This is a genomic window from Streptomyces sp. NPDC029152 (assembly GCF_055564355.1).
In genome coordinates, this window is record NZ_JBVHWR010000002.1 from 160,268 (window position 1) to 173,003 (window position 12,736).

Below are 12,736 nucleotides of genomic sequence, written 5' to 3' on the forward strand. Positions count from 1 at the left end.
TGGTCACGGCGGTCCTGGACAGCGTGGAGGGGATCGACGCCGTCGCCGGACGCGCGGACGGCGCGCACGCCCGGCGGACGCTCCGTCCGCGTCCTGCCGCACCCGGTGCTCCGGGACCGGTCCCGGGCGGACCCGCCCGGGGGACGCCCCTTTCCTCGTCGCCCTGGCCGGGAACCACTCGTCCCCCTCATCAGACCCATTCGCCGCCCCCGCCGGGAACCACGGGGGCGCCCTCACCCTTGACGGTCGGTCGGCGGAACAACATACTGACGGCCAAATCGATTTGGCCAAATCGATTTGGCTCTCCGTCCAGGGCCGGATCGCGGCTGAAATCCGAGCGTGCCCGTATGCCCGAACGGAGCCCGAACGTGTCCAGTCCCCGCCAGACCCGGCCCCCGGCCGGAGCCTCACCGACCACCGGCCGCGAAGCGGCCGCACGACCGCCAGGCGACCCCGCCGCTCCCGCCGGGACGGCCGGCCACCCCCGCGAGACCGAGAAGACCCTCCGCCCGGACGGCGCCGGGACCCCGCCCGGGGACGCCGCCCCGCCCGCCGTGCACCCCGTGGACGAGGCGCGTCCCCTGGGACGGATCCTGCTCTTCGGCGTCCAGCACGTCCTCGTCATGGCCGCCACCCCCATCTCGGCGATCTTCCTGATGAGCGCCACCCTCCGGCTCGACGCCGGTCTCACCGTCGACCTGCTCTCGGCCGCCTTCGTCCTCTCCGGCGCGGGATCCCTCCTCCAGTCGCTCGGCGTCTGGAAGTTCGGACCGCGGCTGCCGTTCGTGATGCTGCCGGGCGGGGCACCGCTCATCCTGTTCCTCGCGATCGCCGAACAGCACGGCCTGCGCACCGCCACCGGCGCGGTGGTCCTGACGGCGGTGTTCACCTTCGTCGTCCTGCCGGTCTTCTCCCGGCTGCTCAGGTACTTCCCCGCACTCGTCATCGGCACGATGATCGTCATCGTCGGCGTCAACCTGGTGAAGGTCGGCGCGGTCCTCGTCACCGGACAACCCGGCTCGCCGGGCTTCGCCGACCCCACCGACCTGGGTCTCGGCATGGCGACGATCGGGTTCACCGTCGCCTTCTACCTGCTCTTCAGCGGCGTGGTGCGCCAACTCGCCGTGATGCTCGGCCTGCTCGCCGGCACCGCGCTCGCCGCCGCGACCGGCGCGCTCGACGGGGGAGGCGTGGCAGGCGGCGGCCTGGTGAACCTGCCGCACCTGATGCCCTTCGGCTCCCCCCAGTTCAACCTCGTCGCCGCGCTGCCGCTGATGCTCTACAGCCTGGCCTCCATGGCCGAGGCCACCGGTCAGACCGTCATCAACGCCGAAGCCGTCGGCAAGGAGATCGACCAGCGGACCGACGTGCCGAAGACCGTCCGCGGGGACGCGCTCACCTCGCTCTTCGGCGGGTTCTTCGGTCTGCCGCTCATGGTCACCAGCGGGGAGAACATCGGGATCGTCCGCGTCACCGGAGTGCGCAGCCGGTTCGTCACCGCCGCGGCCGGCGTCGTGCTCGTCGTCATCGGATTCCTCGCCCCCGTCACCCGCGCGATCAGCGTGATCCCGACCGCGGTCGTCGGCGGCACCGCCATGGTCGTGTTCGGCGTCATCACCGTGCTCGGCGTCCAGATGCTCGGACGCTCCGACCTCGACCGGCACACCAGCACCTTCGTCTGCGCCGTCGCCCTCGCCCTGGGGCTGCTGCCGATCCTCGTCCCGGGCGTCTACGGGGGCTTCCCCGCCAACGTCCGCATCCTCCTCGAAAGCGGCGTCGCCGTCGGCACGTTCGCCGCCGCCGTCCTCAACGTCCTTTTCCACCACGTCAGGCCCGGCGTCGTCGCCCGCCTGACCTCCGTACGCACAGGAAGCGACCGATGAACCCCACCGACCGTGACGCCCTCGCCCATCCCGGCCCGCTCCTCCTCGTACCCGGCGCGGTCCTGCTGCCGGAAGGCCCCGTCGACGGCTGGGCGGTCCTGGTCGACGACGGCCGCTTCGAGGCCGTCGGACCGGCCGCCGAACTGGAGCGCGCGCACCCGCTCGCGCGGACGGTGCGGCTGCCCGGCCACCTGCTGATGCCCGGCTTCGTCGACGCCCACCACCACCTCACCCAGAGCTTCGGCTCCGCACTCGCCTTCGGGGAGCCCTCCGAGATCTTCCGCCGGGTCTGGGTACCGCTGGAGGGCGCGCTGGACGAGGAGTCCGCCTACACGGCGGCCAAACTGGCGGCTCTCGAAGCACTGCGCGGCGGATTCACCACCGTCGCCGACGCCGGCACCCGCGCCGACGTCGACGTGGACGTGATCGCGTCGGCCGCGCGCGACGCCGGGATCCGCTGTGTGCTCGGGCTGGTCTGCAACGACGCGGACGACGGCGACGGCACCGGTCCGGCCGTCCTCGAGAACGCCGAGAAGCACCTCGCCCGCTACACCGGCGACGCCCTGATCCACCCCTCGCTGGCCGTCTCGATCCCCGAGGCCGCCACCGAACGCACCCTGCACGCCACCGCCCGCCTGGCCGCCGAGGCCGGAACCGTCGTACAGATCCACGTCAACGAGCACCTCGCCGGCGTGGAACGCTCCCTGGTGCGGCACGGGCTGCGCCCCCTCGAACACCTGCACCGCGTCGGCGCGCTCGGCCCCCAGCTGCTCGCAGCCCACGCCACGCTCCTCACCCCGCGCGAACTGACCCTGCTCGCCGACACGGGAACCGCCGTCAGCTACAACCCCGTCGCCAGCGCGTGGAAGGGCAACGCGGTCGCCCCCGCGACGGCCCTGGCCGAGCGCGGTGTCCGCTTCGGACTCGGTACCGACGGCACCCGCGGCGACGGCTTCCGGCTCGCGGACGCCGCCGAGTTCGCCCAGCGGCTGGCGTACGGCCTGGCGACCGGCGACTCGTCGTGCGGAGCCGGCTGGACGTGGCTGGAGCGCGCCACCCGCGGGGGCGCGGACGCCGTCGGGCTCGGAGCCCGCACCGGCACCGTCGCGCCGGGCGCGGCGGCCGACTTCCTCCTCGTCGACACGGACACCCCGGAGACGGCGCTCTCCTGGGACCTGCCGTGGGAACTCGTACGACGCGGCAACCGGGACCAGATCACCGCCGTCTTCGTCGCCGGACGGCTGCGCGTGTGGCACGGCCGTCCGGTCGACTGGGACGGGCCCGCACTGGTGAGACGGGCCGCCGAACTGGCCCGCGCCACCGTCGCCAGGGCCGGCGTCACCCGGGTGCACCCCACGTCGACGGCGGCACGGGCGCTGAGCGTGTCCCAGGGGCGGAGCACGGCACGATGAGTACGGAAGTGCTGGCGGTCCTCGGCGTGACGGTGGCCGTGGCCGCGTTCGTCCAGGGCAGCAGCGGACTGGGCTTCGCGCTGATCGTCGCGCCGGTGGCCGGGATCGTCGACCCCGGACTGGTCCCGGTCTTCGTCCTGGCCTCGATGATCCCGCTCAACCTGTACGTCGCCTGGCGCGAACGGGCCTCGCTCGACCTGCGCGGCGCCGGCTGGATCACCGGGGCGCGGCTCGCCGCCACCCCTGCGGGGCTGGCGCTGCTGTGGCTGATCCCGGAACGCAGTCTCGGCCTCTTCGTGGGCGTGGCCACCGTGCTCGCGGCCGTCGTCAGCCTGACCGCGCCCGCGTTCGCGCCCGGACGGGTCGCCTACGTCGGCGCGGGCGCGGTCACCGGGCTCACGGAGACCGCGACCGGCGTCGGAGGGCCGCCGCTCGCGCTGGTCTACCAGCACCGGCCGCCCGCCGAACTGCGCTCCACGGTCGCCGCGTGCTTCCTCGTGGGGGAGGTCGCCTCCCTGGTGCTGCTGTTCGCGACGGGCGAGGCACAGGCCGCGGAGCTGGGCCAGGCGGCCCTGCTGCTGCCGGCGATCGCCGTCGGCGCCTGGCTCAGCCGCCTGGTGCACCACCGTCTGGACGCGCGCAGGATGCGCCTGTTCGTGCTGGTCTTCGCGCTGGTCTCCGGGCTGGTCCTGATGTTCGGGGCCTGACGGGCCCACGGGCCGGTCACCGGCTCGGGCCGGGGCGGCCCGTACGGGACGTCAGGCCCGGGCGGTCCGTACCGACGAGGCCCGGGCGATCACCCGCGGCCGCGGGGACACCGCCACCGACGCGGTGGCGGTGTCCCCGCGCAGCCGTCCCAGCAGCAGTTCCACCGCGTCGGACGCCGCCCGGTCCAGGTGCAGGTCGACCGCTGTCAGGGGCGGTTCGCAGGTACGGGCCCGCAGACCGTCGTATCGGGTGACGACCATGACGTCGTCCGGCACCCTGCGCCCGCTGTCCCGGATCGCCCGGACCGCGCCCACCGCGAAGGCGTCGACCAGGGCGCACACCGCGTCGACCTCCGGGTGCTCGGCGAGCAGGGCGGCGCACCGCTCGTACCCCGCCTGCTCACCGCCCGACTCCGGCACCTTCGCCACGACCGGCGGCCAGCCGTGCCGCTCGGCGGCCCGCCCGTAGGCGGTGAGCGCGTCGACGGACGAGTGCCGCGTGCCGGAGCCGACGATCAGCGCCGGCCGCACGGCACCCTGCTCGTGCAGGTGCGCGAGCAGCAGCTCCGCCACCAGATCGCCCCGCAGGTCCACGTAGGGCGCGTCCTCCTGCGGCGACACCGGCCTGCCGAGCGCCACGTACGGCAGTCCGCGTTCGCGCAGTTGGGCGGCGGCGGCGTCGTCCACCTCCGGTTCCACCACGATGGCACCGTCGATGTCGACGGAGTACAGCGCGGAACCCGACTGGACGGGCGGCACGAGGACGAGGGCGTAGTCGTGGAGGAGGGCGCTCTCCGCGGCGGCCGCCGCGACCTCCATGTAGAACCCGAGCCGGGACGGCCCGCCCGCCACCGCGAACGGCATCGAGGAGGCCAGCGCGATGGCCTTCGCCTGTCCGCGCCGCAGCCGCTGCGCCCGGAGGTTGGGGCGGTAGCCCAGGTCCGCGGCGGCCTGCCTGACGCGCTCCCGGGTACGGGGGTCGACCTTGCCGAGCCCGTTCAGGGCGTGCGACACGGTCGTGCGCGACACACCGGCGACGCGTGCGACGTCGGCGATCGTCGGCGGCTTCGGGCCGGGGGCGGAGATGGCCATCTGCGCTCGGACTCCTCGCTGGCGTGGGCGGTTGACGCCGACCATCTTCGCCGACGCGCCGTCCGGCGGGACAGGGTCCCCGGGCCGGGGCCCGGGTCAGTCCGTCCCGTCCGGCCGCGCGGGCGGCGGCGGAGGATCCGCGAACGGCGTGAAACGGGCGGGTGGGCGGTCGATGGGAGGCAGGTCGGCACGCCAGGAGGTCAGGATCCTGGGCACTGCACTCGAACAGTCCCTGCGGCAGCCCGTCCAGCGGCCACCAGCGCCAGTCGCCCACGCTCTCGCCCGGCTGGTCGCGGGGCTCGCCCCGCCAGGCCGCGACGACGGCGCCCACGGTGACGCGCACCACGTCGCCGACGTGGTCGACGAGCGTGCCCAGCAGCGTCACGTCCTCGGGGCGGGCGAGCAGCCCGGTCTCCTCGGCCGGCTCCCGCACGACCGTCTCCGGCAGGGCCTCCCCGGGCTCGACGGTGCCCCCGGGCAACTCCCGTGTGCCGTGCCGGTGCCGGCCCAGCAGGAGACCGCGCGGTCCGAGCACGACGGCGCCGACGCCGATCGCGGCGTGGGGCGCGGGCGGCCGGTCGGTCCGCGGCCGGCCGGACAGGGCGGTGACGCGGGCCGTGCGGTGGCGCCGGGCCCGGATCAGCTGGAGGACCCCGGGGCCGTCCCCGTCCGGGGCGCGGAGGAGTTCGCACCCCTCCACCCGGAAGCCGTGCTCGCCCAGCAGCTCCCCCCACAGCCGGGGCGTGGGCACCCACATCAGGGTGGGGATCGGCGTCTCCCGCCGCAGCCGGATGAGCTCCGGGCGAGGCACCACCTCCTCGGAGGGACCCAGCCCGTCGGAGTCGGTGTGCAGGGCGGAGAAGACGAGGGGAGCGCCGTCGACCGGTCCGTCCCGCAGCGCCGGCAGCAGATGACGGGGATCGACGCAGGCGAACGTGCGCAGCCCGTACGCCGCGTCGTACGGCCGCACCCGCCGCAGGTGCTCGGCGACGTCCGCGCACAGGAAACGGACTCCGGGCTCCGGGCCGTGATCGTTCAGCGCGCGCCGGTGCTGAGTGGGGACAGGTCGGCACCGTCCACGAGGGCGCCGTACTCGCGGGCCAGGTGGACGGCGTGGTGGCCGGGTCCCGATCCCACGTCGAGGACCCGCTTGCCCCGGATGCCGCGCGACCTGCTCCGAGCGGGGCCGGCGGCCGCGTGCGCGACGCGGTCAGCCGGCCGGGACGGAGAAGGGACCGCCGTCCGCGAACACGAGCCGCGCGAAGTTCTCGCCGATGCGGCGGTGCCCGGCGGGGTCGGGGTGGACCTCGTCCGGCAGCGGGAACTCCGCGTAGTCCTTCTCGCCGTACAGGTCGCGGCCGTCGAGGTAGTGCAGGTGCGCGTCGTCGGCGGCCCGCTGTTCGACGATCCGGGCGAGGGCGTCGCGGACGACGTTGAGCGTCAGGCGTCCGGCGGCCCGCTCGGCGGGATCGCCCGTGGCCTTGAACCGCACCGTCCCGCCCCCGAAGTCGGGTGCGAGAGGGCCGGGGGTGTCCTCCTGCACCGGACACAGGAGGGGCGACACGACCAGCAGCGGTGTGGCCGGATGCCCCTCGCGGACGGTGTCGAGGAAGCCGTGCACCGCGGGGACGAACGCGCGCAGGCGCATCACGTCGGCGTTGACGATGTTGATCCCGATCTTGACGCTGATCAGGTCCGCGGGGGTGTCCCGCATAGCGCGGGCGGTGAACGGGTCCAGCAGGGCGCCGCCGCCGAAACCCAGGTTGACCAGCTCCACTTCGCCCCGGCTCGCGGCCAGGGCCGGCCAGACAGCGGTGGGGTGGGCGGCGTTCGAGCCGTGGCTGATGGAGCTGCCGTGGTGCAGCCACACCCGGCGCCCGCTGTCCGGTGCCGCCTCGACCGGTGCGTCGGTGCGCAGCGTGATCAGCTCGGTGACCTCCGTGTGCGGAAGCCAGATCTCGACGTGCTTGTCACGTGCCGGCAGACCGGTGAACCGGGCGGTGCCGGGCTGTCCCTCGCTCAGTTCGGCGCGTTGGGTGACCATGTCGACGACCGTGCGGACGTTGCCCCCGGCCACGGTGGCCTGGGCGGCGAGGCGGCCGTCGACCAGCAGGTCGTACACGCCGTCCGCCGGGGCCGGGAGGCCCCGGTAGACCCGCTTGGTGGGCAGCGTGACCAGTTCGACGGCGGTGGCCCGGGTGCGGAAGACCAGCCGCACGCCGGAGGGCTGGGCCTCGGCCGTGGCCAGCTGGTCGTCGGGGATCTGCCGGCGGGCCCGGGCGGGCAGGCGGTGCGGCAGCAGGCCGTGCGAGGTCGTCTCGACGTCGAGGAAGCCCCTCAGGAGGTCCGCGGTCACGGGTGTGGTGACCCAGTCGTCTTCGGTGTTCATCGCCTCGGCCTGTCGGTGTTCTCGTGCGGATCGGACGTACCGGTGTGCGACCGGCGGCGCGTGTTCGGCCGTGCGGCCCCGGACCGGTCAGGCGGTGGCCCGGTTCCGCAGCATCGCGTCGAGGGAGTCCAGGACCCATTCCCACGACTCCTGCGGGTCGACGGCCGTGTGGCTGAAGCCCCCGGCCGTCTCCAGGCTGACGTAGCCGTGGAAGACGCTGCCCAGCATCCGGACCGCGTGCGTCTGGTCCGGTTCGGTCAGGTCGTACCCGCGCAGGATCGCCCGGGTCATCTGCGCGTGCCGGACGCCGGCGCTGGCGGCCGCCGTCTCGGGGTCGAGCCTGAGACGCGCGGCGGCGTAACGGCCGGGGTGCTCCCGGGCGTAGTCGCGGTAGGCGTCCGCGAAGGCGGCCAGGGCGTCCTTGCCGGCCCGGCCGGCCAGCGCGGCGGCGACCCGGTCGGCGAGTTCCTCCAGCGCGAACAGGGCGATCCTGGTCCTGAGTTCCTGGGAGTTCTTCAGGTGCGAGTACAGACTCGCGACCTTGACGTCGAAGCGCCGGGCGAGCGCCGAGACGGTCACCTGGTCGAAGCCGACCTCGTCGGCCAGCTCCGCGCCCGCCCGGGTCAGGCGCTCCGGGGTCAGTCCCGCACGAACCATGATCTTCCTCCCGTTCGACATCGGCCATTATGCATTTCCCTAATGCTTATAGGCAAATGGCTTAGAGGTTGTGGGGAGTTCTCCGGGGTCGCGGGGGTCCGGCCGGCGGGGTCCGTGAATCCACTGGCTATTGGATAGCGGCACTGTCTATTATGGATAGCGTCACTCACCAATGTTGGAGGCGAGAACACGGTGCCCACCCTGCCCTGGACCATCCCGAACCCGCCCCCGCCGCACGGCACGGCGTTCGTCATGGCGTCCCGCTTCGAAGTGCGGTCCCTCAAGGACGTACCCCGGTTCTTCCTGCGCTCCCTGGCCGCCTGGCGCCAGGTCCGCACCGCCCCCGGCGCCTACGGGGCCTCCCTGGTCGCCCGGCCGTTCAAACGGGTCTTCTGGACCCTGTCCGCCTGGGAGGACCGCGAGGCCCTGTACGCCTACGCGAGGACCGAGCCGCACCGCGGCATCATGACGTCCATGCGCTCGGCCATGCGCGACTCCACCTTCACCTTCTGGGAGGTCGACACCGGTGGACTCCCCCTCTCCTGGGAGGACGCCATGCGGCGCCTGACCGAGCAGGCGCACGGCGACGCGGCGGGTGACACCTTTGCCGCGTGACCGGTGCCGGCGATGACTCCGGCGCGGGAAACCGGTCGTCATGGGGAAGAGGAAAGGAGATCCGCCATGCCGACACAGGGTCCCCCCGAGCCGCCCACGACCGAGCTCGACGCCCGTTACAGCTCCGCGCTCCATCCCCGCCCGGGTGCCGCGGACGTCACCGCCACCGAATGGGCCGAGGCCCAACGGCACCTGGAGGCCGCCGAGATCTTCTGGGTGTCCACGGTGCGGCCCGACGGACGGCTGCACGTCACCCCCGTGATCGCCGCCTGGCACCGCGGGGTGCTGTACTTCTCCACCGGCGCGGGCGAGCAGAAGGCGAGGAACCTCGCTCACAACGCGCACTGCGCCCTGACCACCGGGGGGAACTCGCTCACCCGGGGGCTCGACCTGGTCGTCGAGGGCCGGGCGGAACGGGTCGCCGACCCGGCGGTCATCGAGGAGGTGATCGCGGCGTACGAGGCGAAGTACGGGCGGCACGTCACCTCGCCCGAGGGCACCTTCCACGGGATCGGGGACGCGTTCCGCAAGGGGGACGCGACGGTGTTCGCGGTGGCCCCGGCCACGGCGTACGGCTTCGGCCGGGACGACGGGGTGTACAGCCACACGCGGTGGGCGTTCTGAGGTCCGCAGGCATGGTGCAGGGTGGAGCCCATGCCTGCTGACGACCACAGGACGCGGACGGCCCGGAGCCTGCGCCACACCGAACGACTGATACGCCTCTGCCCGCCCCCCGACGAAGGCCGGGCCGTGACGTGGCCCGCTGTGGAGCGGGAACTGGGCGTCACCCTGCCGGCCGACTACAAGCGGCTCGTCGAGACGTACGGGGGCGGCCTCTTCGCGGGCGCCCTCTGGCTGCTCGAACCGGGCTGCCCGGACGCCGTGTACGACCTGGTCGCCCAGCGGGCGGAGCGCGAGGAGATCCTCGCCGGACTGTGGGAAGCGGGCGAGGAGAAGCCGCCGGAACTGCGCGAGGGCGGCGTCGAGCTGGTGCCCTGGGGGTTCGAGGAGGGCGGAGGCCACTTCCTGTACTGGCTGGTCCGGCCCGGCACCGAGCCGGAGGAGTGGACCGTGATCCTCAACGAGGGCCGCGGTCCGCTCTGGGAGGCCTGGCCGATGTCGTGCAGCCAGTTCCTTCTCGAGGTGGTGTCCGGCACGACGACGTCCTTCTACTTCACCGGCCTCGACGACATCGCCGCCCCGCAGGACGGGAGCGCTTTCGTACCCAACGCGCAGATCCTCGGCCGGTAGGGGCGCGGGACGGCGCGGCCGGCCGGCGTCACCGCCCGGGAGCGTCCCGGGCGGCCCGGACGCGGCGGTGGCTCCAGACGAGGAGGGCGAAGAGGACGAGACCCGAGACGATCAGGCTCGCCCCCGTGCCCCATCCGGCGAACGGCACCCGGGGGACCAGACCCCACACCAGGCCCGCGCCGACGAGGCACAGCCCCGCCAGGACCGAGCAGGCGATACGCCACGGCGAGGAGACGCTCTCCTCGACGGCCCGCATCGCCTGCTCGCGGACGGGAGCGACGAACCGGTCCAGCGCCGGTACGGCGCGGGCCAGCAGCACCACACCGGCGAACACGAGCAGCAGCCCCGGCCCGGGCAGCACCAACAGGGCCACGCCGATCACCACCAGTACCGCGCCGAGGACACCCAGCGCCACTCGCCGGACCGATTCGACGCTTCGCGCCATGTCGCCCCACTCTCCCGGTTCCACCACGGACGGCCCCGTTCGGCCGGCCCCACGGGACACGCGTCCCCGTACGGGCGGTGCCACCGCGCCTCTGTTCCCGGTACGGCGGGAAACCATGCCCTCCGGCGCCGACGGCGGGGTTCCGCCGTCGGCCGCGGACGCTGTCCAGGACCCTGCTGCCCGCGGCGTTCGCGCAGCGCGCGGCCGTGAGGACGAGGCGGTAATCCGGTCGACAGGCGCACCGGCGATCGGCTGTGATGCCCCTACCGCCCGCTGCACGGGGCAACCGGCCACAGGAGACGCTCTTGGACACCGCGACGACCGCGGACATCCGCCCCCGGATCGACAGGTCGCTGGTCAGGCGTCTGGTCGACGACCAGTTCCCGCAGTGGGCGGGACTTCCGCTGAAGCTGCTCGACCCGGCCGGATCCGATCACGTGATCTACCGGCTGGGCGGGGAACTGACGGTCCGGCTGCCCCGCCACGCCGGGGCGATCGGACAGGCCGGGAAGGAGTTCGAGTGGCTGCCCCGGCTCGCCCCGCACCTCCCCCTCGCCGTCCCGCTCCCGGTGGCGGTGGGGAAGCCCGGCTTCGGCTATCCGTGGCCGTGGGCGGTGTCCCGCTGGCTGGAGGGCGAGGTGGCGACCGTCGAGGCACTGGCCGGCTCGTCGAGGACCGCCGTCGAACTGGCGCGGTTCCTGACCGCCCTCCAGCGCTTCGCGCCCGAGGACCGGCCCGCGGTCACCACCGGCGAAGACCTCGCCGGCCGGCCGCTGGCCGACCGGGACCGCGCGACGCGGGCCGCCATCGCCCGGGTGGACGGCGTGTTCGACGCCGCGGCGATGACCGGCCTGTGGGACGCGGCGCTGAACGCCCCCGGGTGGGACGGTCCCCCGGTCTGGTTCCACGGCGACTTCCACACCGGCAACCTGCTGACCGTCGACGGCCGCCTCAGCGCCGTCATCGACTTCGGCGGACTCGGCATCGGCGACCCCGCCTGCGACCTGATGATCGCCTTCACCCTGATGACAGCCGGCGACCGAGCCGCGTTCCGCGACGCGCTCGGCGTGGACGACGCCACCTGGACGCGGGGCCGCGGCTGGGCCCTGGCCACCGGCCTGAACGCCTACACCTCCTACGCCGCCGTCAGCCCCCGGGTCGCCGCGCAGACCACCCGGCAGATCACGGCGGCTCTCGACGGCTGACCCACCGTCGCGCGACCGCTCCCGGTTCAGGCGTGGGACAGGGCGAACGAGACCAGGAAGCCGCTCACCGTGACCAGCCCGATGGCCAGGTGGGCGTCCTCGAAGGCCTCCGGGATCATCGTGTCGGCGATCATGGCGAGGATCGCCCCGGCCGCCACCGCCGTGACGGCGGCGATCACCGCCGGGGAGAAGGCCCCGACGACGGTGTAGCCGAGGACGGCGGACACGGTACTGGCGGCGGCGATCGCGCCCCACACACCGAAGACGTACCCCTTGCTCCGGCCGGCCCTCCTCATCCCCGCGGAGCTCGACAGCCCTTCCGGCACGTTGCTGATGAAGACGGCAGCCACGGTCACCAGACTGACCGCGCCGCCGTCGAGCAGGCTCACCCCGATCACGGCCGATTCCGGGACCCCGTCCAGCAGCGCCCCGAGCGCCAGCGCCAGCCCGGAGCCGCCCTGCTGGGCCTCGGACGGCTGTGTGTGCCCCGTGCGGTGACCGGAGCGTTTGCGGTGCCGGGCGCCGCGGCGGGCCAGCCAGAGGTTGCCGGCCGTGTAGGCCACCGCGCCGAGGATCGTCCCGATCGCGGCCGGAGCCAGCCCGGCCTGGTCGTACGCCTCACCGACCAGCTCGAAGGAGACCGCGGAGATCAGCACCCCCGCGCCGAACGCCATCACCGTGGCGATCACCTTCTGCGGCACGCGCACCCCGTAGCCGACCGCCGCCCCCAGCAGCAGCGCCGAGCCCGCCAGCAGTCCCCACAATCCCGCCTGCACCACCTCACTCATCCCGTGCCGGTACCCGACGACGCCCCGACGACTCCGCCGTCCCGCGCATCAGGTCCTGCGTCGGGGTCCCGGGACCGGCGCGCGCCGGACGGGCACCGTCGTCTCGACCGCGTCCTGCGCCAGGCGGTCGAGGATCAGCCGGCTGACGAGGGCCGGATTCTCCGGCGGGACCAGATGGGAGACTCCGGGGACGACGGCCGGCTGCGAGCCGGGGACCGCGCGGTACAGGGCGGCCGTGTGCTCCGGCGTCATCACGTCGTCGTTGCCGATGACGACGAGGGCGGGGGCTCGG

13 protein-coding genes and 1 pseudogene are annotated in these 12,736 nt (G+C 74.0%); 7 read left to right on the forward strand and 7 right to left on the reverse strand.

Annotation, left to right across the window (positions count from 1 at the left end):
• Nucleotides 1-368: 368 nt before the first annotated feature.
• From ACZ4V6_RS04595 to ACZ4V6_RS04605, 3 genes are read left to right on the forward strand one after another with little or no spacing between them, the layout of a single operon-like run.
• Nucleotides 369-1,883 (forward strand): uracil-xanthine permease family protein, encoded by a 1,515-nt coding sequence (locus tag ACZ4V6_RS04595; protein ID WP_467822464.1) that lies wholly within the window; start codon nucleotides 369-371, stop codon nucleotides 1,881-1,883.
• On the forward strand, nucleotides 1,880-3,295 hold the full coding sequence (locus tag ACZ4V6_RS04600) for an amidohydrolase family protein (RefSeq protein WP_467822466.1): 1,416 nt from the start codon (nucleotides 1,880-1,882) through the stop codon (nucleotides 3,293-3,295). Before ACZ4V6_RS04595 ends, ACZ4V6_RS04600 begins: the two co-directional genes overlap by 4 nt.
• Entirely contained in the window at nucleotides 3,292-4,002 is a 711-nt protein-coding gene (locus tag ACZ4V6_RS04605) for a TSUP family transporter (RefSeq protein ID WP_467822467.1), read from the forward strand. The genes ACZ4V6_RS04600 and ACZ4V6_RS04605 overlap by 4 nt, the downstream gene beginning before the upstream one ends.
• A 51-nt stretch (nucleotides 4,003-4,053) precedes the next feature.
• On the opposite strand, the gene ACZ4V6_RS04610 is transcribed toward ACZ4V6_RS04605, so the two are convergent.
• The 4 genes and pseudogenes from ACZ4V6_RS04610 to ACZ4V6_RS04625 form a co-directional block, all read right to left on the reverse strand.
• A complete protein-coding gene (locus tag ACZ4V6_RS04610; RefSeq protein WP_467822469.1) occupies nucleotides 4,054-5,094 on the reverse strand; it encodes a LacI family DNA-binding transcriptional regulator in 1,041 nt (346 codons plus the stop codon).
• 298 nt (nucleotides 5,095-5,392) lie between these two features.
• Nucleotides 5,393-5,851: pseudogene (locus ACZ4V6_RS04615) on the reverse strand (NUDIX domain-containing protein); the annotation flags it as partial.
• A 453-nt stretch (nucleotides 5,852-6,304) separates the two neighbouring features.
• On the reverse strand, nucleotides 6,305-7,483 hold the full coding sequence (locus ACZ4V6_RS04620; protein ID WP_467822471.1) for a GDSL-type esterase/lipase family protein: 1,179 nt from the start codon (nucleotides 7,481-7,483) through the stop codon (nucleotides 6,305-6,307).
• Between the two features lie 87 nt (nucleotides 7,484-7,570).
• Entirely contained in the window at nucleotides 7,571-8,140 is a 570-nt protein-coding gene (locus ACZ4V6_RS04625) for a TetR/AcrR family transcriptional regulator (protein ID WP_467822472.1), read from the reverse strand.
• Between the two features lie 192 nt (nucleotides 8,141-8,332).
• On the opposite strand from ACZ4V6_RS04625, the gene ACZ4V6_RS04630 reads away from it, so the two are divergent.
• The 3 genes from ACZ4V6_RS04630 to ACZ4V6_RS04640 all read left to right on the forward strand — a co-directional run bounded on the left by ACZ4V6_RS04630 (nucleotide 8,333) and on the right by ACZ4V6_RS04640 (nucleotide 10,006).
• Nucleotides 8,333-8,755, forward strand: a complete 423-nt coding sequence (locus ACZ4V6_RS04630; protein ID WP_467822474.1) for a DUF3291 domain-containing protein — start codon at nucleotides 8,333-8,335, stop codon at nucleotides 8,753-8,755.
• A 66-nt stretch (nucleotides 8,756-8,821) separates the two neighbouring features.
• Entirely contained in the window at nucleotides 8,822-9,379 is a 558-nt protein-coding gene (locus ACZ4V6_RS04635) for a pyridoxamine 5'-phosphate oxidase family protein (RefSeq protein ID WP_467822476.1), read from the forward strand.
• A 126-nt stretch (nucleotides 9,380-9,505) separates the two neighbouring features.
• Complete coding sequence (locus tag ACZ4V6_RS04640; protein ID WP_467822477.1) at nucleotides 9,506-10,006, forward strand: SMI1/KNR4 family protein; 501 nt, start codon at nucleotides 9,506-9,508, stop codon at nucleotides 10,004-10,006.
• Between the two features lie 28 nt (nucleotides 10,007-10,034).
• On the opposite strand, the gene ACZ4V6_RS04645 is transcribed toward ACZ4V6_RS04640, so the two are convergent.
• Complete coding sequence (locus tag ACZ4V6_RS04645) at nucleotides 10,035-10,451, reverse strand: PGPGW domain-containing protein (RefSeq protein WP_467822479.1); 417 nt, start codon at nucleotides 10,449-10,451, stop codon at nucleotides 10,035-10,037.
• Nucleotides 10,452-10,756: 305 nt separating this feature from the next.
• Here ACZ4V6_RS04645 and ACZ4V6_RS04650 point away from each other — a divergent pair, with 305 nt between their 5' ends.
• Nucleotides 10,757-11,656, forward strand: a complete 900-nt coding sequence (locus tag ACZ4V6_RS04650) for an aminoglycoside phosphotransferase family protein (RefSeq protein WP_467822481.1) — start codon at nucleotides 10,757-10,759, stop codon at nucleotides 11,654-11,656.
• 26 nt (nucleotides 11,657-11,682) lie between these two features.
• Here the strand turns inward: ACZ4V6_RS04650 and ACZ4V6_RS04655 are convergent, their stop codons facing one another.
• Nucleotides 11,683-12,444, reverse strand: coding sequence for a ZIP family metal transporter (locus ACZ4V6_RS04655; RefSeq protein ID WP_467822483.1), 762 nt, complete (start codon nucleotides 12,442-12,444; stop codon nucleotides 11,683-11,685).
• Nucleotides 12,445-12,492: 48 nt separating this feature from the next.
• A complete protein-coding gene (locus ACZ4V6_RS04660; RefSeq protein WP_467822484.1) occupies nucleotides 12,493-12,696 on the reverse strand; it encodes an alpha/beta fold hydrolase in 204 nt (67 codons plus the stop codon).
• Nucleotides 12,697-12,736: the final 40 nt, after the last annotated feature.